Annotated in this window: 26 protein-coding genes; 17 read left to right on the top strand and 9 right to left on the bottom strand. The window is 69.8% G+C overall.

Translation table 11 applies throughout. The annotated features are described in order from the left end of the window. A partial coding sequence (locus G524_RS0109425) for an amidohydrolase family protein (protein WP_027443495.1) occupies nucleotides 1-1,130 on the top strand: 1,130 nt, incomplete at its 5' end. Nucleotides 1,131-1,142: 12 nt separating this feature from the next. Here the strand turns inward: G524_RS0109425 and G524_RS0109420 are convergent. The 6 genes from G524_RS0109420 to G524_RS0109395 form a co-directional block, all read right to left on the bottom strand. After that, a complete protein-coding gene (locus tag G524_RS0109420; protein WP_027443494.1) occupies nucleotides 1,143-1,865 on the bottom strand; it encodes a sigma-70 family RNA polymerase sigma factor in 723 nt (240 codons plus the stop codon). Beyond that, entirely contained in the window at nucleotides 1,862-3,988 is a 2,127-nt protein-coding gene (locus G524_RS15505) for a flagellar biosynthesis protein FlhA (protein WP_084625124.1), read from the bottom strand. The genes G524_RS0109420 and G524_RS15505 overlap by 4 nt, the downstream gene beginning before the upstream one ends. Further along, the gene (locus tag G524_RS16320) at nucleotides 3,985-5,037 is read right to left on the bottom strand and encodes a transglycosylase SLT domain-containing protein (RefSeq protein ID WP_245561337.1); all 1,053 of its coding nucleotides are present in this window, start codon (nucleotides 5,035-5,037) and stop codon (nucleotides 3,985-3,987) included. Before G524_RS16320 ends, G524_RS15505 begins: the two co-directional genes overlap by 4 nt. A gap of 119 nt (nucleotides 5,038-5,156) precedes the next feature. Then, complete coding sequence (locus G524_RS15495; RefSeq protein WP_245561336.1) at nucleotides 5,157-5,507, bottom strand: flagellar protein FlgN; 351 nt, start codon at nucleotides 5,505-5,507, stop codon at nucleotides 5,157-5,159. 4 nt (nucleotides 5,508-5,511) lie between these two features. Further along, entirely contained in the window at nucleotides 5,512-5,820 is a 309-nt protein-coding gene (locus tag G524_RS15490) for a flagellar biosynthesis anti-sigma factor FlgM (protein WP_036857703.1), read from the bottom strand. Between the two features lie 80 nt (nucleotides 5,821-5,900). Continuing rightward, nucleotides 5,901-6,512 carry a flagella basal body P-ring formation protein FlgA gene (locus G524_RS0109395; protein WP_051221071.1) on the bottom strand — a complete coding sequence of 204 codons (612 nt, stop codon included), beginning with the start codon at nucleotides 6,510-6,512 and terminating at the stop codon, nucleotides 5,901-5,903. A 162-nt stretch (nucleotides 6,513-6,674) separates the two neighbouring features. Between G524_RS0109395 and G524_RS0109390 the strand changes: the two genes are divergently transcribed. Further along, a complete protein-coding gene (locus G524_RS0109390; protein WP_036857702.1) occupies nucleotides 6,675-7,766 on the top strand; it encodes a GGDEF domain-containing protein in 1,092 nt (363 codons plus the stop codon). Here G524_RS0109390 and G524_RS16315 read toward each other — a convergent pair whose 3' ends face one another. Together G524_RS16315 and G524_RS0109380 are read right to left on the bottom strand one after the other, a co-directional pair. After that, nucleotides 7,767-8,222, bottom strand: coding sequence for a hypothetical protein (locus G524_RS16315; protein ID WP_051221066.1), 456 nt, complete (start codon nucleotides 8,220-8,222; stop codon nucleotides 7,767-7,769). Further along, a complete protein-coding gene (locus G524_RS0109380; protein WP_027443491.1) occupies nucleotides 8,219-8,908 on the bottom strand; it encodes a MotA/TolQ/ExbB proton channel family protein in 690 nt (229 codons plus the stop codon). The genes G524_RS16315 and G524_RS0109380 overlap by 4 nt, the downstream gene beginning before the upstream one ends. Before the next feature lie 238 nt (nucleotides 8,909-9,146). On the opposite strand from G524_RS0109380, the gene flgB reads away from it, so the two are divergent. Genes flgB through G524_RS15470 form a run of 13 tightly spaced genes read left to right on the top strand, consistent with a single transcriptional unit; the run spans nucleotide 9,147 to nucleotide 18,899 of the window. Continuing rightward, nucleotides 9,147-9,509: a flagellar basal body rod protein FlgB gene (gene flgB, locus G524_RS0109375; protein WP_211219310.1), complete on the top strand. Its 363-nt coding sequence runs from the start codon at nucleotides 9,147-9,149 to the stop codon at nucleotides 9,507-9,509. Continuing rightward, on the top strand, nucleotides 9,506-9,922 hold the full coding sequence (gene flgC, locus G524_RS0109370) for a flagellar basal body rod protein FlgC (protein ID WP_027443489.1): 417 nt from the start codon (nucleotides 9,506-9,508) through the stop codon (nucleotides 9,920-9,922). The genes flgB and flgC overlap by 4 nt, the downstream gene beginning before the upstream one ends. Next, nucleotides 9,922-10,233 (top strand): flagellar hook capping FlgD N-terminal domain-containing protein, encoded by a 312-nt coding sequence (locus G524_RS15480; protein ID WP_084625122.1) that lies wholly within the window; start codon nucleotides 9,922-9,924, stop codon nucleotides 10,231-10,233. The genes flgC and G524_RS15480 overlap by 1 nt, the downstream gene beginning before the upstream one ends. Nucleotides 10,234-10,264: 31 nt before the next feature. After that, nucleotides 10,265-11,095: a flagellar hook-basal body complex protein gene (locus G524_RS0109360; RefSeq protein ID WP_027443488.1), complete on the top strand. Its 831-nt coding sequence runs from the start codon at nucleotides 10,265-10,267 to the stop codon at nucleotides 11,093-11,095. 1 nt (nucleotide 11,096) lies between these two features. After that, nucleotides 11,097-11,867, top strand: coding sequence for a flagellar basal body rod protein FlgF (locus G524_RS0109355; protein ID WP_027443487.1), 771 nt, complete (start codon nucleotides 11,097-11,099; stop codon nucleotides 11,865-11,867). A gap of 21 nt (nucleotides 11,868-11,888) precedes the next feature. Then, entirely contained in the window at nucleotides 11,889-12,680 is a 792-nt protein-coding gene (gene flgG, locus G524_RS0109350; protein ID WP_027443486.1) for a flagellar basal-body rod protein FlgG, read from the top strand. Nucleotides 12,681-12,689: 9 nt separating this feature from the next. Further along, entirely contained in the window at nucleotides 12,690-13,391 is a 702-nt protein-coding gene (locus tag G524_RS0109345) for a flagellar basal body L-ring protein FlgH (RefSeq protein ID WP_027443485.1), read from the top strand. Between the two features lie 11 nt (nucleotides 13,392-13,402). Beyond that, on the top strand, nucleotides 13,403-14,512 hold the full coding sequence (locus G524_RS0109340; RefSeq protein WP_027443484.1) for a flagellar basal body P-ring protein FlgI: 1,110 nt from the start codon (nucleotides 13,403-13,405) through the stop codon (nucleotides 14,510-14,512). Further along, nucleotides 14,509-14,838, top strand: coding sequence for a rod-binding protein (locus G524_RS15475; RefSeq protein WP_051221064.1), 330 nt, complete (start codon nucleotides 14,509-14,511; stop codon nucleotides 14,836-14,838). The genes G524_RS0109340 and G524_RS15475 overlap by 4 nt, the downstream gene beginning before the upstream one ends. Then, nucleotides 14,838-16,178, top strand: coding sequence for a flagellar hook-associated protein FlgK (flgK, locus tag G524_RS0109330; RefSeq protein ID WP_027443483.1), 1,341 nt, complete (start codon nucleotides 14,838-14,840; stop codon nucleotides 16,176-16,178). Before G524_RS15475 ends, flgK begins: the two co-directional genes overlap by 1 nt. 12 nt (nucleotides 16,179-16,190) lie before the next feature. Further along, entirely contained in the window at nucleotides 16,191-17,111 is a 921-nt protein-coding gene (locus G524_RS0109325) for a flagellin N-terminal helical domain-containing protein (RefSeq protein WP_027443482.1), read from the top strand. Nucleotides 17,112-17,125: 14 nt separating this feature from the next. Beyond that, the gene (gene motA, locus G524_RS0109320) at nucleotides 17,126-17,989 is read left to right on the top strand and encodes a flagellar motor stator protein MotA (RefSeq protein ID WP_027443481.1); all 864 of its coding nucleotides are present in this window, start codon (nucleotides 17,126-17,128) and stop codon (nucleotides 17,987-17,989) included. A gap of 1 nt (nucleotide 17,990) precedes the next feature. Next, on the top strand, nucleotides 17,991-18,899 hold the full coding sequence (locus G524_RS15470) for a flagellar motor protein MotB (protein ID WP_051221063.1): 909 nt from the start codon (nucleotides 17,991-17,993) through the stop codon (nucleotides 18,897-18,899). 14 nt (nucleotides 18,900-18,913) lie between these two features. Here the strand turns inward: G524_RS15470 and G524_RS0109310 are convergent, their stop codons facing one another. Continuing rightward, complete coding sequence (locus tag G524_RS0109310; RefSeq protein WP_027443480.1) at nucleotides 18,914-20,152, bottom strand: polyhydroxyalkanoate depolymerase; 1,239 nt, start codon at nucleotides 20,150-20,152, stop codon at nucleotides 18,914-18,916. Nucleotides 20,153-20,336: 184 nt separating this feature from the next. Here G524_RS0109310 and G524_RS0109305 point away from each other — a divergent pair, with 184 nt between their 5' ends. Then, nucleotides 20,337-22,199: an ABC transporter transmembrane domain-containing protein gene (locus G524_RS0109305; RefSeq protein WP_027443479.1), complete on the top strand. Its 1,863-nt coding sequence runs from the start codon at nucleotides 20,337-20,339 to the stop codon at nucleotides 22,197-22,199. Between the two features lie 118 nt (nucleotides 22,200-22,317). Continuing rightward, nucleotides 22,318-24,498 carry a M13 family metallopeptidase gene (locus tag G524_RS0109300; protein ID WP_027443478.1) on the top strand — a complete coding sequence of 727 codons (2,181 nt, stop codon included), beginning with the start codon at nucleotides 22,318-22,320 and terminating at the stop codon, nucleotides 24,496-24,498. Nucleotides 24,499-24,504: the final 6 nt, after the last annotated feature.

Raw genomic sequence — 24,504 nt, 5'->3', positions numbered from 1 at the left:
CGCTGCTCGAGGCCGTGCCGGAAGGCAGCATCTTCCTCGCCGACAAGGCCTATGACAGCGACGCCATCCGCGACAAGGTCGAGGCGCGCGGCAGCTTCGCCAACATCCCGCCAAAGGCCAACCGCAAGAAGGGCTTCGCCTTCAGCTCCTTCCTCTACCGCTATCGCAACCTGATCGAGCGCTTCTTCGGAAAACTCAAGCACGCCAGAGGCTTGGCCACGCGATACGACAAACGCGCCGACAACTTCCTCGCCGCTGCCAAACTCTTCTCAACTCGCCTATGGATCGCAGCTAATGAGTCCACGGCTTACAACCAGCCGCGGCGCGAACAGCGCCAGATGGTGGCGCGCGCCGCCGCGGCGGAGAACATGCTGGTGGTGGCCGAGGGCGGATCGCTGTTCGGGATGGACATGAACCTGGTCGCCGATGGCAATTCGACCATCGAGCACAATGTCCCGGTCGACGTGATGTATGAGGACGTGCTGCAATTCTTTGGTGCTTCGAACAGCAATTACACCCCGACGCTGGTGGTCACCTATGGCGGGCTGGCGGGCGATCCCTATTGGCGCCAGGCCACCAATGTCTGGGAAAACCCGCTGCTGGTGCACACCCCGCCCAGGCTGCTGCTGGCCGAGACCGGCCGGCGCACCAAGGCACCCGACTGGGCCTTTGTCGATGACAACAACGCCCGCGAGGCGCGCAAGCTGAGCCGCCGCGGGGTCAAGGTCAGCATCGGCGCGCATGGCCAGCAGGCCGGGATTGGCGCGCATTGGGAGCTGTGGAGCTTCGTGCGCGGCGGGATGAGCCCGGTCGAGGCGCTCAAGGCCGGCACCATCAACGCGGCCCAATCGCTCGGCATGGCGCGCGACATCGGCAGCATCGAGCCGGGCAAGCTCGCTGACCTCGTGATCCTGGCGGCCGATCCGAGCGCGGATATTTCCCATTCCGACGATATCGAGCAGGTGATGCTGGGCGGGCGGCTCTATGATGCGCGCACGATGAACGAGGTCGGCACCGGCAATGCCCGGCGCCGGCCCCATTGGTGGGAGCGCGCGGGCGCCTCGGGCGCTGCCGGATCGACCGCCGCCACGGCCGAGGGCCGTGGGACTGCCGATGGCGATGCCGGCTAGGCGCGCCCCCGCTCAGCCCGCCTCGAGCAGCGCGCGCAGGTCCTTGAGCGCCTTGGCGCGCAGCTGGTGGACGCGCGGCACGCTGACCTCGAGCACTGCGGCGATTTCGGTGAGGTTCAGCTCCTCGACGAAAAAGAGTTGCAGCACCAGCTTGAGCCGATCTGGCAGGGCGATCATCGCCTTGAGCAAACGCGCGCGATCCTCGGCAGCGCACAGCGCCTCGAAGGGATCGGGATCGGCGCTGGCAAAGGCAAGGTTGGTCTCGTCATAGGCCTCCTCGATCGAGGTGAGCGTCACCCCCGCTGCCTCGATCGCGGCGAGATCGGCATCGTTCACTCCCAGCGCGCGGGCGAGTTCGGCGCGGCTCGGCTCACGCCCCAGACTGGCGCGCAGCCGGGCGAGCGCCTCGTCGTAGGCGGCACGGCGGGCGCGGGCGGTGCGGGTGGTGTGGGCCGCGCGGCGCAGCGCATCGATCATCGCCCCGCGCACCCTGATCTTGGCATAGGCGGCAAAGCCATCTTCGGTCGGGGCGGCATGGCGCTGGGCACATTCGGTCAGCGCCACGATCCCGGCCTGCATCAGATCCTCGATCTCCAGCCCGTCTCGCCCGGCGCCATAAACATGCCAGGCGGTGCGGCGCACCAGCGGCAGGAAGCGGCGCACCCGCGCCTCCACCTCGGCGCGCGTGGGCGCATAGGGCTGGGCAGCGGCAAAGCCGGTGTGATCGTGCTTCATGCAGCCAGCTCCTCGGCCTGCGGCGCATCGGGGGCGGGCACGGCCTTGTCAGCGTCGGCGCGCCCGGCACCGATGGTGCCCACCACCGCGATCGGCTGGCTCGCCGGCAATTCGGCGATCGAGAGCACCAGGCAGCGCGGCGCGCGCCCCTTGAGCAGTCCGGCGAGCGCGCGGCGCGCCGGCGGCTGGACGATGAGCGCGATTGCGCCCTGCTCGGCCGCGGTGATGGCGTTGATCTCGCGGATGATCATCTGCCCGCATTCGGGCTCGATCAGCGGCTGGCCGCTTGCCGGATCGATCATCCCGCCAAGGATCGCCGCTTCCAGCCCGGCATCGAGCGTCACCACCTTGAGCACCTCGCCCGGGGAGACGATCCTCGCCACCAGCCGCGCACCAAGATCGGCGCGCACGGCATCGATCACCGCGTCGAAATCGCTGGTCTTCTGCAGGGCAAGGGCAAGGCTGGTGATGAGCGGCTGGGGATGGGCAAGGCTGATCCCATCGGCGAGCAGCGCGCGCAGCATCCGGGTGAGCGCGGCAAGCGGCAGCGGATCGGGATGCACCGCCTCGATCAGCGCCGGGGCGTGCCCCTTGATCCCTTCGACCCAGGCGCGCACCTCATCCGGGCCGAGCAGCTGGTGCGCTTCGCCCAGCAGCGCCTGATTGGCATGGGTGGCGATCACCGTGGCCGGATCGACCACCAGGAAGCCCTCGGCCACGGCATGATCGCGCGCCGCCGGGGCAATCCACAAGGCCGGGCAATCAAAGCTGGGATCGCGGGTCGGCTCGCCGACAAGGCCATGGCCGGGGCGCACCTCGCCGGTATCGATGGCGAGCAACCTGCCCGGGCGCAGGCTGCCGCGGGCGATGCTGACCCCGCCGAGCAGCACGGCATAGTCCTGCGCGGCAAGATCGAGCGAATCGCGGATGCGAAACTGCGGCAGGACAAAGCCGAGATCGCGCGAGAGCTGCTTGCGGATGCCGGTGATGCGCGCCAGCAGCGGCGCGCCCGCCTCGGCATCGACCAGGCCGATGAGACCATAGCCGAGTTCGATCGTCACCAGCGTCGCATCGGCAACTTCGGCAAGCGCGATGTGATCGGGCGCCTCCTCGACGATCGGCAGCGGCGCCGGCGGCGCGGCCTGGCGGCGCTTGAGCTGCCACCACACGAACGCGGCAAGCGCGGCGGCGGGCAGGAAGATCGCCTGCGGCATGGCCGGCACCAGGCCCACTGCGCCGAGGATCAGCGCCACCGGCAGCCAGCCCCTGGGATCGGCGAACTGGCCGCCGATCTGACCGGCAAGATCGCGGCTGTCGGCAACGCGGGTGACGATCGCCGCCGCCGCGATCGACAGCAGCAGCGCGGGCACCTGCGCCACCAGCGCATCGCCCACCGCCAGGGTGACATAGGCCGCGCCCGCCTCGGCGAGGCTCAAGCCGTGGCTCGCCATGCCGATGGCCAGCCCGGCGATGATGTTGACGCCAAGGATGAGGAGCGCGGCAACCGCATCGCCCTTCACGAACTTGCTGGCGCCATCCATCGAGCCGTAGAAATCGGCCTCGATCGCCACCTCGCGGCGGCGCTCGCGCGCTTCCTCGGCGGTGACGAGCCCGGCGGCGATATCGGCATCGATCGCCATCTGCTTGCCCGGCAGGGCATCGAGCACGAAGCGCGCCGAGACCTCCGACACGCGCCCCGCCCCCTTGGTGATGACGATCATGTTGATGATCATCAGGATGGCAAAGACGAACAGGCCGACCACGAAATTGCCGCCGACGAGGAAGGCGCCGAAGCTGGCGATCACCTGCCCGGCGGCCGCCCCGCCCTCGTGCCCGTTCATCAGCACCACCCGGGTGGAGGCGACATTGAGCGCGAGGCGCAGCAGGGTGGCGAACAGCAGCACCGTGGGAAAGCTCGAGAAATCGAGCGGGCGCCGGGCATTGAGCGCCACCATCAGCACGGCAACGGCAATGGCGATGTTGAGCACGAAGAAGACATCGAGCAGCAGCGCCGGGATCGGCAGCACCATCAGCGCGATCAGCGCAAAGATGCCCAGCGGCAGCGCGAGCGCGGACGGCACGGCGCCGAGACGGAAGGGCGGGAGCGCAAGGCCGGTGGTCATAGGCCAAAGACCTTGAACCGCTCATAGGCGCGCCGCACCTGCACCGGTGCGGCCGCCGGATCGGTGCCGAAGGTGGCGGCGAGCACCTCGGACATCGGCAGGCGCCGGCCCAGCGGCGCCGCGCCCGGCTGCGCCGGGCTGGCCCGCGAAAGGCTGAGCGCAGGCGGCTCCCCGGGGCCGAACACCGCCTCATCGGCAATGATGTAGGGCGCGCCCTGCCATGACTGCTGCCACGCCGGCTGCCACGGGGCGCTCACCGCGCTGCGTCCGGCGTCGGCTCCAGCCGCGGCGATGCGCGGCGCGGCGGCGCCGCCACTGGCGCGGGCGAGCGCGCGTTCGAGCTTGCCGCCGATCACCCCCATCACCTCGCCAAGGCTGCGCGGCGCCCCGGCGCTGTCGTAGAAGATCGCCCGGTTGGCCGCGGCGGGCCGGGCGAACAGCGCCGCCGCGCTCTGCCCGGGATCGGCGGCGAGTTCGGTCAGGAAGCGCCCGGCCCCGCCGGCGCCGAGGAAATGGGCCAGATAAAGCTCGGCATGGCTGGGGGTGCGGCCAAGCACCGCGGCAAGATGGGCGTGGTTGTCCTCGGCGAGGCCCGCCGCCATCAGCGCGGCGATCTCGGGATCCTCGCGCAGCGCCAGGATCGCCGCGCGGCGCTGCGGATCGGCCACGAAGGCGCTGCCCGAGGGGGTGAGCGCGATCTCGTCGGCCAGGGCGCCGAGGCCGAAGCGGTGGCCGTGGCGCTTGAGCGTGCCAAGCCAGGTGCTCTCGATGAATTGATAAAGCCCGGTGGCGCTCGAGGTCGCCGCCCGGGCCGAGGGATCGAGCGCGGATTCGACCTCGGCCTGAGCGAGCAGATAGTTGAAGTCGACCCCAGTGGCCTCGGCAGCCCGCGCGATCGCGGCTTCAACCGGGGCGCCGGACGCGGCAATCTGGCGCGCCGCGGGCAGGCTGCGGCCCTGGCGCGCGGCCTCGTGCGCGCGGGCGGCGGCCTCGAACCCGGCGCGCACCGATCCGGCCGGAAGGCTGATGGGAGTGGACGAGTGGCTCACGCAAGCTCCGCCTGTTGCCGGGCGCCGCGGGATGCGGCGCCTTCGGGCGGGATGCTGCAAGGCCCGTGCCAGCGGCCGCGGGGCATCGCCTCCGCAAGACTACCTAGGCGGGCAAGGCCCTAGGACCGTGGGGCAGGCCGGGCAGGGGCATAGGCGATGCGGGCAGGCCGCCGTGCCCCGGCGAGCGCCTCGATCCGCGCCGCGACATTGGCGGCAAGCAGGTTGCGCACCCGGCGGTTGACCTCGTTGAGCTGCCGCGCGGTCTCGGCCAAGCCACGGGTCTCGCGATCGAGCGCCTGCGGGCCGAGCGCCGCCAGCTCGTCACACAGCGTCTCCTTGCTGCGCGCAGCCTCGAACAGGCCGTCGGCATCGAGCGCGGCAAGCGCTTGCCGCTCGCGCTCGAGCACGGCAATCATTTGCCTGAGGCCAGCGGCGAGCGCCGCGGGGGCGGTGCGGGCAGCGTCTTCCACCGGCTCAGTCCCGCTCGGGCAGCGACAGGCTGACCTGCGCGGCGATCATGGCATCGACGATCTTGGTCGGCACCAGCGGATAGGAGCCGTCGCGCAGCGCTGCGCGGATCTGGCGCACCCGCTCGGCATCGACCGGGGGCGTTGCCGCCACGCCTGGGCTCGGCGCCTCGACCTCGAGGCTGACCCCGCCCGGCACGCTGGCGGTGCGCGCCTCTTTCGGCCCCAAGCGCGCATCGATCTGCGCGCGATCGCCGGGGCCGGGCGCACGCGCGGCACCGATCGCGGCGGTTTTGCTCAGTTCGACAAAGGACATGGGCATGATCCTTGGCTGGGTTCCTGCGCGCGAGAACGGCTGCGCGGGGGCCGTTTTAAGGGGGTGGGCAGAGCAGCGGCTCAGCCAAGCGGAATGACGACCAGCCCCGGGCGCTCGATCCGCGCGCGCAGCGGCTCGCCCCGGGCGCTCGCGGAGCCGACGGCGGCACCGGACACCGGGCGGCTGGGGCGCACCGCGATCCATTCGCCCACCGCCCCTGCGCCAAGCGCCTCGCCCGGCTGCTGGATGGCAAAGCCGCGCCCGCGCACCTGGATCGTGAGCGCATCGCCGCGGCGGATGGCTTGCGCCGCCTTGGCGGCACCGGGCGCCTCACCGGCAAGGGCCACGAAGATACGCCACGGCTCGGGGCCGGTGCATTCCACCGCCACCGCCGCACGCGCCTCGCCGTGCCAGCGCACCGCCAGCGGCGCCGCGCAGGCCGCCAGTTGCAGCCGCGGATCGGCAGGGGCGCGCGCGCCCCCGGGGACGCCAACAGGAACGCCGGTGAAGGCCGTCACCGCCCGGTCGATCGCTGCCGGAGCGGTGATCTCGCGCGCCTCGGCAGCCGGATCGCACAGCGGCAGCAGGATGGGCAGCACCAGCGGCGCAAGGCGCCAGCTCTCCCCCGGCCAGCGGGGGTGCAAAGGCGCGGCGAGCGCGCGGCGGGCGAGGCGCGGATGGATGGGCAGCATCGGCAAGGCTCCTTGCAGCAGGTTTCCCCCGCCCCGAAGCAAGCGGCGTGCCAGCCGTGCCTAGGCACTGTTACGTGGGGGTGGGCGAAGCCCGCCTTGACCATGCCCGGCTAGGCTCGCGCCATCCTTCCCCCTTGCCCATCCTCTTGCCGCGCCACGCCCATGACGATTGCCTCCCGCTTCCTTTCCCGTGCCGCCCGCGCCGCAGCGCTCGCCAGCCCCGAGCCGCCCGGCGAACCGCGCGGCGAAGCCGCGGGCGACAGCCGCGCCGAGGAGGCCCGCCGGACGCTGCTGGCGCGCATCAGCGACTTCATCATCCGCCACCAGCTCGCCGTGACCGGCCCCAATCTTGCCGCGGTGTGCGGGGCGCTGTCAGGCTCGCACCCCGAGCTTGCCCGCGCCTTTGCCGCGCGCGAGGTGGCCGGCGAACCGATCGACCAGCGCTGGCTCGACACCCTCGCCCGGCTCGATCCCGATGGGCACAGCCGCATCGCCGCACTCGAGGAACTGATGGACCGGCTTGAATATGCGCTGATGCGCTTTGCCCAGACCGCGCGCGCAGCCCAGAGCGAGGCGAGCGACCATCGCGGCGCGATCGGCGCGCAGCTCGCCGCGCTGGCCGAGGTGCCGGCGCTGGCCGAGGTGCTCAACCTCTCGCGCGCGATGCTCGCACGGATGGAAGCAGCCGAGGCGGCAATGGCGCGCAGCGAGGCCGAAACCGCAGCGCTGCGCGAAAGCCTCGCCAAGGCGCGGATCGAGGCCGATATCGACCATCTCACCCGCCTGCCCAACCGCCGCGCCTTCGAGCGCCGCCTTGCCTCGGCCGCGCTCGAGGCGCAGGCCAAGGGCGAGCCGCTGGCGCTGGCCTTCTGCGATGTCGATCATTTCAAGGCGATCAATGACCGCCATGGCCACGAGGCGGGCGACCGGGTGCTGTGCGCGCTCGCGGCGAGCCTTGCCGAGCAGGCCGGCGATACCGGCTTCGTCGCGCGCCATGGGGGCGAGGAATTCGTGCTGATCTTCTTCGGCATGGACAAGCACGCCGCGCGCGCCAAGCTCGATGCGATCCGCGCCGTCCAGGCGACCAAGGTGCTGATCAACCGCGATACGGGCCAGCCCTTCGGCCGCATCACCTTCTCCGCCGGGGTGGCCGATGTCAGCGAGGATCGCGATCCGCGCAGCGCACTGGCGCGCGCCGATGCGGCGCTCTATCGGGCCAAACAGGCCGGGCGCAACCGGGTGATGGTGGGCTGATCAACCCCCCGGCTTCGACTTTGCCTCGCCCGCAGCATCGGCCACCCGGCCCGGCGCGGCCATGTCATAGGCAAGGCTCGCATAAAGATCGTCCGCGTCACCGGGGGTGATGATCGTGCGCACCCGCAGCCCGCTGGCGCGCGCTTCGGCTGCGAGCGCGGCGGCGCGCGCCCAGGCCTGCTGCGCCCCGGCCGGCGTGTGGCTGGCAAAGATCGTGAGGGCCGCGCGCGGATCGCGCGGCTGGGCTGCGAGCCATTGGGCAAGGCTGGGGCCGCCGGGGAGCGGGCGATAGAGCGCCTGGGCCGGGGCGATCTCGGGCCGGACGGAGCCAGCGCGGCTTTCCGCCTCGGCAGCGGGCAGCGCCGAGAGCGCCAGCAGGAACAGGATCAGCGCCAGATCGGCAAGGATCACCTGCCAGCCGAGGCCGAGGCGTCGCTGGGGAATGCCCACGCTCATGCCACCCCCCGCAGATGGGCGCGGGCAGGCGGCGTGGCCAGGGTGCGGCGGGCAAGCTGGCCAAGGAACCAATCGGCCAGCGCCGCACGGGCGCGTTGCTCGGCCCGCGCGCGCCGCGTGATCGCCGCAGCCAGCGGGTGGCACACAAGATGGGCCAAGAGCGCGCCATACAGCGTGGTGTGCACCGCGCTTGCCATCGCCGCCATGATCGTTGCTGTGGCGCCGCCGCCGCTCGGGGCGCCAAGCTGGGCAAGGCCGTAGAGCGTCCCGATCAGGCCCCAGACCGGGGCAAGCTCTCCGGCCAGGGCAAAGACTTGCGCTGAACCCGCCATGCCTGCTTGCGCCTCGCTGCGGGCGGCGCGGCGCGCCGTGGCCAGCGCTGCGGGGGTGGCCTCGCGCAAAGAGGTCTCTACCAGCTGCGCGAGCGCAGGGTCGGGCGGCAGCGCGGGATCGGCACGGCGCGCGCCTTCGCGCGCGATCGCTGCGAGCGCATGCGCCAGCGCTTTGCGGTTGGCCTCGGCATCAAAGCCGCGCCGCAGCAGCAGCGCCGCGGCGCGCAGCGCGGCCGCGCTCTCGCGCCAGCCGCAGCGCGCCGCGGTGGCGAGCGCGGTGCCGACCACCACGAGGCTGAGCGCCGCGGGATCAAGCAGCCCGACCGAGGTCGCCGCGGTGGTGGTAACAGCCATGACAGATCCCTTCGCTGGCCAATCGCGGAAGGGCAGAACGGCGGCGGCGCGGGCGGATTAAGCCCGGCCCGGCCCGCCATTTGCAGCTGCCAGGGCGGCAGGGGCTTGCCAGCCCCCCGGCAAGGGCTTGCCGCGCGCCTCCCCCCGCCCGCCGCCTGGCGCCCCGCGCGGGGCACTTGGCACGCTTCATGCTCATCCGCCGGGGCAAGGGGCACACCCGCCCCGCCACGAGCAGGAGATGATCGGCGTGAGCGAGCGACTTTTCGGCATTCACGCAGCGGCGCTCAGGCTGCGTTCGCAGCGCATGGGGGTGATCGCTGCCAACATCGCCAATGCCGCCACCCCCGGATACAAGGCGCGCGACATCGATTTTGCCGCCGCGCTCGAAGCGCGCCTTGCCCCCGCGCGCGGCGCGGCGGGGGCGCCGGCGCCGGTGCGGCTGGTCTATCGCCAGCCGACCATGCCTTCGCTTGATGGCAACACCGTCGAACTGGCGCGCGAGCAGGTCGCCTTTGCCGAGAACGCGCTCGCCTATTCGGCCAGCCTCAGCTTCGTCCAGGGCCGGGCGAGCACCATCACCCGCGCGCTCAAGGGAGAATGACCATGCCCGAGCGCACGCCCATGACGCTCTTCAGCCTCACCACCCGCGCGATGAGCGCGCAGCTGGTGCGGATCAACGCAGCCACCTCCAACCTTGCCAATGCCGGATCGGTCGCCTCGAGCGAGGCCGGGGCCTACCGCCCGATCCGCGTCGTCTTTGCCGCCGAACTCGATCGCGCCTCGGGCCTCGTCGGAGTTTCGGCGCAGGGCCTGGTGCGCGCCGACGAGGCCCCGATCCGGCGCCACGATCCGACCCACCCGCTCGCCGACAAGGACGGCTTCGTCTTCGCCGCGCCGGTCGATGAGACCGCGGAAATGGTCGAGATCATGGAAGGCGCGCGCCAATACCAGAACCTCGTCCAGGCGCTCCAGACCGCCAAGCAATTGATGCTCGAAACCCTGAGGAACACCTGATGGAAACCCCCGCGCTTCCCCCCGCTGCCCAGGCCACGCTTGATCGGCTCAACACTCCCTCGCGCCTTTCGGGCAATGGCCTTGCGCGCCTTGATGGCGGCGATTTCCTGCGCCTGTTGACCACCCAGCTGACCATGCAGGACCCGCTCGAGCCGGCCGATAACGAGGCGATGCTGGCGCAGATGGCGCAGTTCTCCGCGCTTGCCGCCACCACCGCCAGCGGCGCCACGCTCGAGGAGATCTCGGCCAAGCTCGACCGCCTGATCGCCGCGCAGGAGGCCGCAGGTCCGGCCGCCCCCGCCCAGCCCTGACCCTGACCCGAAGCTGAAAGGATAGTTTGCAATGTCGTTCTTCGTCTCGCTTTCCGGCATGCGCAATGCCGAAACCGATCTGCGCGTGATCGCCCACAATATCGCCAATGCCGAAACCGTGGGCTTCAAGAAAAGCAACACGCAATTTTCCGACCTCGTCGCCAAGGGCGCGTCGGTCGATCCCCGCCGCACCCCCGGGCTTGGCGCCACGGTGGTGGCGATCACGCAGGATTTTGCCCTCGGCCCGCTCGAGCAGACCGGGCGCACGCTCGACCTTGCGATCGACGGCGATGGCTTCTTTGCCCTTGCCAATCCGGTCTCGGGCGACATTGCCTTCTCGCGCAACGGCAATTTCCGCCTGACCGCGAGCGGCGCGATCGAGGATGCCTGGGGCAACCGGCTGCAGGCCTATCCGGTTGACAGCGCCGGCAACCCCACCAGCACCACCCCGGCCGATGTCAGCGTGCCGCTGCTCAGCCCGGTTCCGGTCGGTCCCACCCCGGGCACGCTCAGCAATGTCAGCATCGATGCGCGCGGCACCATCATCGCCGCCTATTCGGATGGCACCACCGCGCCGGTGGGCCAGGTGGCGTTGGCGATCTTCGGCGCGCCCGCGGGCCTGCGCGCGATCGGGCAGACCAAGTGGCAGGCCTCGGGCGAATCCGGCCCGCCGGCCTTCGGCAATCCCGGGGTCGGCAATTTCGGCGGAATGATCAGCGGGGCGCTCGAACGCTCGAATGTGGAACTCGCCGAGGAGCTGGTGGCCCTGCTCACCGCACAGCGCAATTTCCAGGCCAATGCCCGCGCGATCGACACCGCCACCGTGATCACCCAGACCGCGATCAACCTGCGCCAGCAGTAAGATGGACCGGCTGATCTACACCGCGCTCACCGCGATGAACGCGGCGATGGACCGGCAAAGGGTGGTGGCGAACAATCTTGCCAATGCCTCCACCCCCGGCTTTCGCCAGGAGATCTTCGCGGTCACGCCGGCAGTGCTGAGGCAGCCTGCGCCCGCCGCTACACTCGAGGCGCGGGCGCTGGCGCGGGGCAATGTCCGCGGCGCCGACCTGCGCGCCGGGCCAGTGGTGGAGACCGGAAGCCCGCTCGATGTGGCGCCCGAGGGCGCCGCGCTGCTCGCTTTCCGCGCGCCCGACGGCCAGGGCGAGGTCTATTCGCGCCGCGGCGATCTCAAGGTCAGCCCCACCGGCCTCATCGAGAACGGCGAGGGTCTGCTCGTGCTGGGCGAAAGCGGGGCGCCGATCAGCGTGCCCCCCGGTTTCATGCTCAGCATCGCGCCCGATGGCACGGTGCTGGCGCGCAATCCGGCCGCCCCCGAAGCCGCCGCCGAGGCGATCGACCGGCTGCGCCTCGTCAATCCGCAGGGCAGCGCGCTTGCCAAGGGGATCGACGGGCTGTTGCGGGTGCCCACCCCCGGCGGCGCCCCCGGGGTGCTGCCCCCCGATCCCACGGCGCGCCTCACCCCCGGTGCGCTCGAGATGTCCAATGTCGAGACCGCCGAGACGCTGGTTGCCATGATCGAGGCCCAGCGCGCCTTTGAACAGCGCGCCCGGATCATGCGCACCGCGGGCGAGCTCGACGAAGCCTCAAGCAGCCTGATGTCGCTGCGCTGACCCCATTCAAGGAGTAACCCCATGCCCACTTCCGCCCTTCACGTCGCCCGCACCGGGCTTGAGGCGCAGGATGCGCGGATGCGCGTCATCGCCAACAACCTTGCCAATATCTCCACCACCGGTTTCAAGCGCGACCGGGTGGATTTTGCCACGCTGGCCTATCAGGAACAGCGCATCGCCGGGCAGCAATCGACCGGGCAGACCGCCTATGCGCTCGGCCTCAATCTCGGCACCGGGGTGCAGGTGCAGGGCACCAGCCGCATCCAGACGCAAGGCACGCTCAACGCCACCGGCAATGTGCTCGACCTTGCGCTTGATGGCGATGGCTTCTTCCAGGTCGAACTGCCCCCGGGGGGCCAGATCGGCTATACCCGCGCGGGCAATTTCACCCTCTCGGCTGATGGCACCCTGATCACCGCCCAGGGCTATGCGCTCCAGCCGCCGATCCAGGTGCCGCAGGGCGCCCAGGCGCTCACCATCGCGCCCGATGGCACGGTGAGCGCGATCACGCCGGGCAATGCAGAGCCGACGCTGCTGGGCCAATTGTCGATCGCCAGCTTCGTCAATCCGGCAGGCCTGCGCGCAATCGGCGACAATTTCCTCGTCGAGACCGCCGCCTCAGGCCCGGCCGAGATCGGCTTTGCCGGGGAGAACGGGCGCGGGCAGATCCGCCAGGGGATGCTCGAGCAGTCCAATGTCAACGTGGTCGAGGAGCTGGTCGAGATGATCGAGGCCCAGCGCGCCTATGAGATCAATTCCAAGATGGTGAGCGCGGTGGATGAAATGCTGCGCAACGCCAATCAGACGCTGTGAGGACACGCGATGCACCGCCATACGACGCTGCTGCTGGCCGCGCCGCTACTGCTTTCGGCCTGCATGGGCGTGGGCGGCAAGGGGCCACAAGCCGGCTTTGTCGCCCCGCCGCCGCCGGGCGCAGCGCTCACCGCCGCCAGCGCGCCCCCGCCGCCTGCCAGCGCGCCAGGCCACAGCCCGGGAGCGATCTTCCAGAGCGCCCAGGGCTATGCCGGCCTCGTCACCGGCACGCGGGCCCGCCAGCTTGGCGACATGGTGACGATCATCCTCACCGAGGCCACCACCACCAGCAAGAGCGCCCAGGGGCGCACTTCGCGCGAGGGAGGCTTCTCGATCACCCCGCCCAGCGCCGGGCCGCTCTCCTTCCTCAACCCCGAGGCCCTTAAAGCCGCGGCCGAAGGGTCGTTCACAGGATCGGGCAATGCCACGCAGCAGAGCCGCCTCAACGGTGCGATCGCGGTGACGATCGCGGCGATTTATCCCAACGGCACCGCCGAAGTGGTCGGAGAAAAGCAGATGCTGCTCAGTCAGGGTGATGAATGGGTGCAGTTTGCCGGACGCATCCGCCTCGTCGATATTGATGGCGACAACCGCCTTGCCTCCTCACAGGTGGCCAATGCCCGGATCATCTATTCGGGCAAGGGCGCGGTGCAGCAGGCCAGCCGCCCGGGCTGGCTCAGCCGCTTCTTCAACCTTATTTCACCGTTCTGAGGGAGGCAGCGATGATCCGCTTGCTTGCCGGCCTCATCTCTCTCGCAATGGCTCTGGCTGCCGGGCTGATGCCTGCCCCTGCCGGGGCCGAGCGCATCCGCGATCTTGGCCAGTTCGAAGGACTGCGCGCCAACCAGCTCACCGGCTATGGCGTGGTCGTGGGCCTTCAGGGCACGGGCGACAACAACCTGCAATATGTGACCGAGGCGATGCGCGGCATTTCCGGGCGGCTCGGCCTGCCGCTGCCACCGGGCATCAGCCCGACCTTGCGCAATGCCGCAGCGGTGATCGTCACCGCCGAACTGCCGCCCTTTGCCAAGCCGGGCCAGCGCATCGATGTCACGGTGTCGACGCTCGGCCAGGCCTCGAGCCTGCGCGGCGGGGCGCTGGTGCTCACCCCGCTCTATGGTGCTGATGGACAGATCTACGCCATGGCGCAGGGCAATGTCGCGGTCGGCGGGCTGGGGGTTTCGGGGCGTGATGGCTCGCAGGTCAGCGTCAATGTCGCCACGGTCGGGCGGATTGCCGATGGTGCCACGGTCGAACGCGCGGTGGCGACCGGCTTCGAGGATGCCCCGGCGCTGCGCTTTAACCTCCACAAGGCCGATTTCCTCACCGCGGCGCGGGTGCGCGATGCGATCAACGCGCGCTATCCCGGCCTTGCCACCATTGCCGATGGGGTGTCGATCGCGCTCGCCCTGCCCTCGGGCAATGATCTGCGCGCGGCGATGCTGGCCGAGATCGAGATGCTGCCCGTCACCCCAGCCCCGGTGGCCGCGCGGGTGATCGTCAACAGCCGCACCGGCACGGTGGTGATCAATGATGCCGTGCGCCTGGCGCCCGCCGCGGTCAGCCACGGCAAGCTGGTGATCCGGATCGAGGAAAGCCCCGCGGTGGTGCAGCCTGCGCCCTTCAGCCGCGGCGAGACCGCGGTCGAGGAAGCCTCGACCATCAGCGTCGAGGAGCGGGCCGACCGGGTGGCCTATATGCCTGCGGCCGCCTCGCTCAGCGAGATCGTCGATGCGCTCAACCTGCTCGGCGTGGGCGCGGCCGATCTGGTGGTGATCCTCGAAAGCCTCAAGCAGGCGGGCAGCCTGCAGGCCGAGATGGTGGTGCTGTGAGCGGGCCGGTTGCCCCTGCCGCCCCGCGCCCCACCAGCAGCGCGGCGCGCTCCGCCTCCCTCTCCCCGGAGCGCGCCGCCCTGCGCCAGGCCGCCGAGGGCTTCGAGGCGATGCTGCTGCGCCAGCTGCTGGCGAGCGCCCGCGCCTCGTCCTGGGCGCAAGAAACCCCGCTCACCGGCGGGGCGATGGAACAGTGGCGCAGCCTGCGCGACGAGCACCTTGCCGATATCGCCGCGCGCACCGGCGCCTTCGGGTTTGCCCGGAGCATCGAGGCGAGCCTCGCGCAACACCTGCCCGTGCACACTCCCATCGACAAGGAAAGCTGATGCCCACCGCGATCTTCACCATTGCCCGCAGCGGCCTTGCGGCGACCCGCACCAGCCTCGAGCTGACGGCGCAGAACGTCGCCAATGCGACCAATCCCGATTATGCCCGCCGCAGCCTCACCCAATCCGAACTGGTGATGACCCGCACCATCGGGGTCAACAGCGCCGCCTCGCTCGGCGGGGTGCGCCCGGGCAATATCGAACGGGCCGAAAGCGCGCTGGTGCAGCGCCAGGCGCGCGATGCCGCCTCGGCGCTGGCCCAGGCCGAGGCGGAGCTTGCGGCGCTCGGCGATGCCGAAAGCGCGATCGAGACGGCCGGCCTGTTCCAGAGCCTTGCCGATTTCGAAGCCGCGCTCAGCCGGCTCGAGGCCAATCCGCTCGAACCGGCGCTGCGGATCACTGCGCTTGAAAGCGCGCGGCAGGTGACGGCGAGCTTCCGCGTGGCCGATAGCAGCCTCGCCAATGCCCGCAGCCTGGTGCAGGGAGAGACCAGCGCCGAGCTTGCCAAGGTCAACGAGCTTGCGGGCGAGCTGGCGCGGATCAACCGCGACATCATCGCCACCCGCGAAGGCACCGCCGGGCGCGCGGCGCTGCTCGATGCGCGCGACAAGGCGCTGCGCGGGCTTGCTGAAGAATTCGCGATTGTGCCCACCTTCAATGCCAATGGCACGGTGGACGTGGCCCTTGCCGGCGCGCCGCCGCTGGCGCTGGTTGCCGGGGCGAGCGCCGAAACCGTCAGCGTCAGCTTTGCCGCTGATGGCACGGCGAGCTTTGCCGCGGGCACCAGCAGCCTTGTGCCCGCGGGCGGGGCCATGGCCGGGCGCGCCGCGGCGCTGGCGCGCATGGCGGTGCTCCAGGACGATCTCGATGGCCTTGCAAACACCACCATCGCGCTTGCCAATGGCGCGCAGGCCGCCGGCAGCGCCGCCGATGGCAGCCCCGGCCAGCCGCTCTTTGCCGGCACCGGGGCCGGCAGCATCGCCGTGGTGCTGAGTGCGCCGGAGGGCCTGGCGACTGCCCCCGCCGGAGCGCCCGCAGGCAGCCGCGACACCGCCAATCTTGCTGCCTTCCTCGCCGCGCTGGCGGCGCCCGGCGGCCCGGCTGCGGGGGTCGATGCGCTTTTGCTGGGCCTTTCGAGCGAGGTGGCCGCCACCCGCATCCGGCGCGACGGACTGGCGGTGGTGGCCGAAAGCGCCGATGCCGAGCTGCTGCGCGAAACCGGGGTCGATCTCGACACCGAGGCCGCCAATCTGGTGCGCCTGCAACAGGCCTTCGAGGCCAACAGCCGGGTGATCCAGGTCGCCGCCGACATCTTCGATACGCTGTTGGGCCTGAGATAGGGGAGTGCTGCCATGGGCCTTGTGACCAATGCCACCGGATCCTTCTTCAACCGCGCGCTCACCCAGATGGCCGATCTGCGCGGGCAGATCGAGCGCACCCGCGCGCAGATCGCCACCGGACAGCGGATCGCGCGCGGCTCGGACGATCCGGCGGCCGCGGCACAATTGCGCAGCATCGCCCGGCGCGAGACGCTGACCATGGCCGAGCGCGACAAGGCGGCACGGCTGGGGCAGGACCTGGCCTCGGCCTCGAGCGAGGTCGCGGCGGTGACCACGCTGTTCCAGCGCGCGCGCGAACTTGCGGTGGCCGCGGCCAGCACCGCCACCGGCCCCGACGGGCGGCAAGCGATCGCCACCGAGCTGGAACAGCTCGGCGCAGAACTCTTCACCCGCGCCAATGCCGTCACGCTCTCGGGCGAGCCGCTGTTTGCCGGCCTCGCCTCCGGCCCCGCCTTCACCCGCGACGGGCTTGGCAACGTGGTCTATGCCGGCACCCCCACCAGCGGCGCGGTGGAAGTGGCGCCAGGCACCGCGATCGAGCGGGGCCTGCCGGGCAGCGCGGTGTTTGAATTCACGCTTGGCGGCTCCCCGACCAGCGCCTTTGCCGTGATCGAGGGCCTCGCCGCCGCGCTGCAGGGGGGCGCGCCTGACCCGGTGGCCGCGGCCGGTGCCGCGCTCGAGGGGCTCGATGCCGCGCTCGACACCTTCAGCCGCGCGCAGACGATCTTCGGCACCCGCATGGCCTTTCTCGAAGCGGTCGAGGCGCAGCAGGCCGAACGCAGCGTCGCGCTGGCCGAAAGGCGCAGCCGCGCCGGCGATACCGACATTGCCGATGCCATCGCCCGGCTCCAGCAATCGCTCACCGCGCTCGAGGCGAGCCAGGCGGCCTTTGCCCAGGTGAGCGAGCTGACCCTGTTCCGCTCGCTGCGCTAAAGGAACAAGCGCCCATGTTCGTTGCCATCGGCATTGTTGTCCTGCTCGCCATGGTGTTTGGCGGGTTCATTCTTGCCGGCGGAGCCATGGGCCCGGTGCTGGCAGCGCTGCCGCTCGAATTCATGATCATCGGCGGGGCGGCGCTGGGGGCAACGCTGATCGGCAATTCGCTCCATGCGATCAAGCTGCTCGGCGCCGGCCTGGTCAAGGTGTTCAAGGGGCCGAAATACACCGATGCCGATCACATCGATGTGATCGCGCTCACCTCCAAGCTGATGAAGCTGCTGCGTGCCGAAGGGGCGGTGGCGCTGGAAGCCCACGTCACCGATCCGGCCAATTCGGCGATCTTCTCCGAATATCCCCGGCTCCAGGCCGATCCGGTTGTCACCGCGATGATCTGCGACCCGCTGACCTTGATGGTGGTCTCTTCGGGCACGCTCAATATCCCCGCGGTCGAAGAGGTGATCGACAATGCGATCAAGACCCAGCTGCATGAGATGGACGAGCCGGCCCACATGATCCAGTCGCTCGCCGATGCCCTGCCCGCGCTGGGGATCGTCGCGGCGGTGCTGGGGATCATCAAGACCATGGGGGCGATCGACAAGCCGCCCGAAATCCTGGGGCACATGATCGGCTCGGCGCTGGTGGGCACCTTCCTTGGCGTGCTGCTGGCCTATGGCTTTGCCGGGCCGCTCGGCACAAGATTGAAGCAGATCAACGCCCACGACAGCCAGATCTTTCATTCGATCAAGCAGGTGATCATCGCCTCCCTGCACGGCTATCCGCAGCCGCTGGTGCTCGAAGCGGCACGCTCGGGCCTGCCGCCCGCGCACCGTCCGGGGCTGACCGAACTGCTCGACATGATGCGGGGGCGGTGAGATGGCGCTGTCCGATCCCACCCAATCGGGCGAGGGCGCGGCCACCACCATCCCCGCGCCGATCATCGTCAAGAAGATCACCGTGGTCGAAGCCGGCCACCACGGCGGGGCCTGGAAGGTTGCCTATGCCGATTTCGTCACCGCGATGATGGCCTTCTTCCTGCTGCTGTGGCTGCTCGGCGCGACCGAGGAGAAGCAACGCAAGGGCATTGCCGACTATTTCACCCCGACACTCGTCAAGCTGCGCCAGGAAAGCGCCGGATCCGACGGGCTGCTCGGCGGTTCCTCGCTCACCGAGGTCGACAATTATCCCAATGCCATGGGGCAGACCGGCAGCCGGGCGATCACCATCCCGCGCGGGGTCACCGGCGGGCCGAAGGAGGCCGGGGGCAGGGCCGAGGCCGACAGCGAGAAGCTGCGCAAGCTGCGCGAGCGGATCGCCGAGAAACTCACCGAACGGCGCCATATCGCACGCCTTGCCCGCCAGGTGCGGGTGATGCGTGCGCCCGAGGGGATCCGCATCGACCTCATGGATGATGCCGATTTTTCGATGTTCGAACTGGGCACCACCATCCTCACCCGCCCGGCGCGCGAGCTGCTGGCAGTAATGGCCGAAACGCTGAAGGAGGAGAGCGCCCCGCTGATCCTGCGCGGTCACACCGATTCGCTACCATGGCGCAAGGGCGTGGTGGCCAACAACTGGTCGCTTTCCACCGGCCGGGCCGAGGCGACGCGCCAGGCGCTGGTGCTGGGCGGGGTGCCGCAGCAGCGCATCGCCCGGATCGAGGGCGTGGCCGACACCGAGCCGCTGGTGGCCGATGATCCAGCCGATCCGCGCAACCGGCGCATCTCGCTGCTGCTGCTTGAAAGCCGCACCACCGGCCCTGCCCTCGCCAGCGCCCGGCGCTGACAGGCGACGTCGCCCTAGCCGGGATGGGCGGCGATCCATTCCTCGACCACCGGCGCGATCTTGCTGCGCCAGCGGCTGCCGTTGAAGATGCCATAGTGCCCGGCGCCCTCGGCCATGAAATAGCGCTTCCTGTCCTCGGGCAAGTTGGGCGTGAGGCCCAGCGCCGCGCGCGTCTGGCCAAGGCCCGAGATGTCATCGCGCTCGCCCTCGATCGCGAGCAGGGCGGTGTCGGTGATCGCGCCAAGATCGACGATCTCCCCGCGGTGGCGGAATTCGCCCTTGGGGATCGAATGCTTCTGGAACACCTCCTCGACCGTCTGGAGATAGAACTCGGCGGTCATGTCGCAGACCGAGCGGTATTCGTCGTAGAAATCCTTGGTCGCCTGGGCGCTCGCCTCATCGCCCATGGTGAGGTGCTTGAACATCTCATAATGGCTCATCATGTGGCTCGAAAGGTTCATGCTCATGAAGGCCGAAAGCTGCATGAACCCGGGATAGACCCGGCGCCCCTTGCCCGGATATTTGAACGGCACCGTGGCGATCACGTTGTGCCGGAACCACTCGATCGGGCGCTGCATCGCCAGGTTGTTGACCACGGTGGAGCATTCGCGGGTGTCGATCGGCCCGCCCATCATCGTCAGCGTCAGCGGCGTGGAGGGCGACTTGTGGAGGTTGAGCAGCGCGGTGGCGGCAAAGGCCGGCACGCTCGGCTGGCACACCGCCATCATGTGCGCGCGGCGGCCCTGGTTCTTGGCGGTGATGTGATCGAGAAAGGCGATGAGGTAGTCGATATAGTCATCGAGGTCAAAGCTGCCGCGATCGAGCGGCACCATCTTGGCATCGGCCCAGTCGGTGATGAACACCTCGCAGCTTTCGAGCATCCGCGCCACCGTGCCGCGCAGCAGCGTGGCATAGTGCCCGCTCATCGGCGCGACGATCAGAAGCCGCGGGCGATCCTTGCCCAGGCCCTCGACCCGGAAGCGCTTCAGATCGCCAAAGGGGCGGCGCATCACCGTCGATTCGCTCACCGGATAGGCGGTGCCGCCGATCACCACCTCGCGGATGCCGAATTCGGGCTTGTCATAGCTGGCAGTGGCATGGGCAAAGACATCGAGCGCGCTCGCCGCCAGCGGGCCAATCCCGGTATAACCCAAGGGGTTGGCGGGGTGCGAAAGTATCTCGGCCCCGATCGAGGCCAGCGCGCTGGCGCTGTTCATCCAGCTGCGTTGCAGCTCATAGGCAAAATAGAGCATGACGAGCCCGTTCCTTGTGCGTGACGAACCACGCGGGCCTCTTGGCCGGGCCCGCTTGCCCGCAAGGATGGGCGCTCGGCGCCGATTGTGCAATGCACAATTGCACCGGCAATGGGTCATCGGCGCGGCTGCGCCATTTTTTGCACGTGAAATCGCGGGGCCTTCGGGCTAAGCCCGCGCGAGAATGCATCAGGAAGCCGCCCACAGCCCCGCCGCCAGCGATAAGACCCCAGACGCCGGGGCGCAGCCCGTCTCTGCCGCGGCCGCGCCCCGGGCGGAGGCGGAGATTCCGCGCCGAGGTCGCTCGCTCGCGCCCTTGCGGATGGTGTTTGCCACCACGCTCGCCTACCCGCGCCAGATCGCGCTGGCGCTCACTGCCCTCGTCATCACCTCGGCGGCAACCCTTGCCATTCCCTATCGCTTCAAGGTCATCATCGACCGCGCCTTCAATCAGGCGGCCAGCCCGGCCGAGATCGGCCGCGCCTTTGAATATCTGCTGATGATCGTGGTGATCCTCGGCATCGGCACGGCGCTGCGCTTCTACTTCGTCAGCTGGCTGGGCGAGCGGGTGGTGGCCGATATCCGCCTCAAGGTGCAGGAAAACCTGCTGCGCCTCTCGCCCGGCTTCTACGAGGTCAACAGCCCCAAGGAAATCTCCAGCCGGATGACGAGCGACACCGCGATCATCGAGAACCTGGTGGGCACCACGGTCTCGGTGGCGCTGCGCAATGCGCTGACCGCGATCGGCGGGATCGGGCTGCTGCTGTTCCTTGCCCCCTCGCTGACGCTGGGCCTGCTCATCGGCATTCCGCTGGTGATCGCCCCGATCGTCTATTTCGGGCGGCGCATCCGCGCGGTTTCGCGCAGCAGCCAGGATCGCATCGCCGATGTCGGCGCCTATGTCACCGAGGTGCTCTCGGCGATGAAGATCGTCCAGAGCTTCGGGCAGGAGCAGCGCGAGGGTGAGCGCTTTGCCCGGGTGGTGGAAAACACCTTCGAGACCGCGCGGCGGCGAATCCTGCTGCGCGCGGCGATGACGGCGGTGGTGATCCTGCTGGTGTTCGGCGGGGTGGTGCTGGTGATGTGGCGCGGCGCGCTGGCGGTGGCGGCGGGCGAGATCAGCGGCGGCACCATCGCCGCCTTCGTGCTCACCGGCGGGCTGGTGGCAGGCGCGCTGGGCGCGCTCACCGAGGTCTATGGCGATCTCCTGCGCGGCGCGGGCGCGGCGAGCCGCCTTGCCGAACTGCTCGAGGCCAAGCCCGATATTGCCCCCCCGGCGCGGCCCCAGCCGCTGCCGGTGCCCCCGCGTGGGAGCCTCTCGTTCCGCAATGTCACCTTCCGCTATCCGGCCCGGCCCGAGGTCGCCGCGCTCAGGGACTTCTCGCTCGAGATCGAGCCGGGCGAGACCGTCGCCATCGTCGGGCCGTCGGGCGCGGGCAAGAGCACCATCTTCCAGCTCGCCCAACGCTTCTATGATCCACAGGCCGGCACCATCCGGCTCGATGGGGTGCCGCTCACCGCCGCCGATCCGGCCGAAATCCGCGCGCGCATGGCGCTGGTTCCGCAGGAGGGGGTGCTGTTCAGCGCCAATGCCCGCGACAACCTGCGCTATGGCCGCTGGGAGGCGAGCGACGAGGAGATCTGGGAGGCCGCCCGCGCCGCCAATGCCGAAGGCTTCCTGCGCGCCCTGCCGCAGGGGCTCGACACCCACCTTGGCGAAGGCGGCACGCAGCTTTCGGGCGGGCAGCAGCAGCGCATCGCCATCGCCCGGGCGCTCTTGCGCGATGCCCCGATCCTGCTGCTCGATGAAGCCACCAGCGCGCTCGATGCCGAAAGCGAGCAATTGGTGCAGCAGGCGCTCGAAGGGCTGATGCAGGGGCGCACCACGCTGGTGATCGCCCATCGCCTCGCCACAGTGCGCGCGGCCGACCGGATCGTGGTGCTGGATGAGGGGCGGATCGTCGAACAGGGCAGCCACGAGGCGCTGATCAAGGCCGGCGGGCTCTACGCCCGCCTCGCGCGGCTGCAGTTCACCGAAGCGGCCTGAGGCTTTTTCGACCAAGCGCGCGGCCAGCCTGACCAAGCGCAACACTTTGCCGGCTGCAGCGTTATGGTGGCGCCCGCCGGGCGCCCGCCCGCTCAAGCTTTTCGGGGACACAAAAGCCATGAAGACCATTTCCGCCGCCCTGCGCGGCGCCAGCCTTGCCGCGCTGATCCTGGCCGCGCCAGCCCTTGCCCATGCCGCTGACGAAGGCGCCGATGCGCCCATCGATCCGCTGCTTCAGGGCACGAGCGACGCCGCGGCTGCCGCCTTGCCGACGATGAGCTTTGGCACCTGGGGCGTCGATCCCGCGCTGATCGATCCTTCGGTCAAGCCCGGCGATGATTTCAACGCCTATGTCAACCGCCGCTGGATCGAGGCCAACCCGCTGCCGCCCGAGTTCAGCCGCCTCGGCGCCTTCACCCTGCTCGGGGAAAAGAGCACCGCCGATGTCCGCGCGATCATGGACGAGCTGGCCGCGCGCGATCGGGCCAGCCTCTCGGGCGATGAGCGCCGCATCCTCGATGCCTATTTGAGCTATCTCGATAGCGAGGCGATCGAGGCGGCGGGCCTGGCGCCCGCGCGGCCCCATCTCGATCGCATCCTTGCCGCCCCAACCCTCGAGGCGCTGGCCCTGCTCTGGGCCGAGCCGGGCTATGCCGCGCCGATCGGCGGGGCGGTGAGCGTCGATGCCAAGCAGCCCGATCGCCACATCGCCAATTTCGGCTTTGGCGGCCTCGGCCTTCCAGACCGCGAATATTATCTCGACACCAGCGAGAAGGGCCGGGCGATCCAGCAGGCCTACAAGTCCTATCTTGCCTTCCTGCTCGGCGAGGCCGGTTACGAGGACCCGGAGCAGGAGGCCGAGGCAGTCTATGCCTTCGAGGAGCGCATCGCCCGCGACGTGGCGTGGGACCGGGCGGTGCGGCGCAACCGCGACCTGACCTACAACCTGCTTTCCGCCGATGAGCTGGCGGCGATCGGCGGCAAGGTGCCGGTGGCGGCGATGATCGAAGCCCTGGGGCTTGCGGCCAGCCCGGGCTTTGTCGTGGCGCTGATGCCGCCCAGCAGCGAGGAGATCGCCGCGCTCAAGCTCGATGCGGCAACGCTCGAAAAGATCGGCACGGGCCTGCCGGGCATGTTCGCGCTCCTTAGTGAAACCCCGCTCGGCGTGCTCAAGGCCTGGACGGTCAAGGAGTTCCTGTCGAACCACGCCGGCGTGCTGCCGCGCCGCATCGACGAGGCCAATTTCGCGCTCTACGGCAAGACCCTGCGCGGCCAGCCCGAACAGCGCCCGCGCTGGAAGCGCGCCATTGCCGAGGCCGAAGGCCTGATCGGCGAGCTGGTCGGCAAGGAATATGTCGCGCGCCACTTCCCGCCCGAAAACAAGGCGGCGATGGAGGAACTGGTGGCCAACCTGCGCCGGGCGCTGGCGCAGTCGATCGACGAGATCACCTGGATGAGCGAGGCGACCAAGGCCGAAGCGCGCGCCAAGCTCGCAAGCTTCGATCCCAAGATCGGCTATCGCCCCAATCTGGAAACCTACGAAGGCCTTGCCATCACTCCGGGCGAGCCGCTGGCCAACCGCATGGCCGCGGCGCGCTGGCAGCGCGCGGACAATGTGAGAAAGCTCGGCGAGCCGATCGACCGCACCGAGTGGTTCATGCTGCCCCAGACGGTCAACGCCTATTACAATCCGACCAAGAACGAGATCGTCTTTCCCGCCGGGATCCTGCAGCCGCCGTTCTTCTCACTTTCGCACGACATCGCCGTCAACTATGGCGCGATCGGCGCGGTGATCGGGCACGAGATCGGCCACGGGTTTGACGATCAGGGCTCCAAGTCCGACGCCAAGGGCGCGCTGCGCAACTGGTGGACCGAGGAGGACCGCAAGGCCTTTGACGCGCTGGGCGATCGGTTGGTGGCGCAATACAATGCCTTCTGCCCGCTCGATGAGGGCAAGACCTGCGTCAACGGGCGCCTGACCCTGGGCGAGAACATCGGCGATGTCGGCGGGCTGTCGATGGCCTGGCGCGCGTACAAGCTGGCGACCAAGGATATGGAGGTGCCGGTGATCGACGGCTTCACCGGCGATCAGCGCTTCTTCCTCGCCTGGGCGCAGGTGTGGCGATCGACCCAGCGCGAGGAGAATTACCGCAACCGCCTGCGCACCGATCCGCACAGCCCGGAGGAATATCGGGCCAATGGCGCGGTGCGCAATCTCGATGCCTGGTACGAGGCCTTCGGCGTCATGCCGGGGGACAAGCTCTACCTGCCCCCCGAGGAGCGCGTGCGCATCTGGTAAGCCCCG

It is taken from the genome of Erythrobacter cryptus DSM 12079 (assembly GCF_000422985.1).
Taxonomy (GTDB): Bacteria; Pseudomonadota; Alphaproteobacteria; order Sphingomonadales; family Sphingomonadaceae; genus Erythrobacter; species Erythrobacter cryptus.
This window is presented reverse-complemented; position numbering and strand designations above follow the sequence as displayed.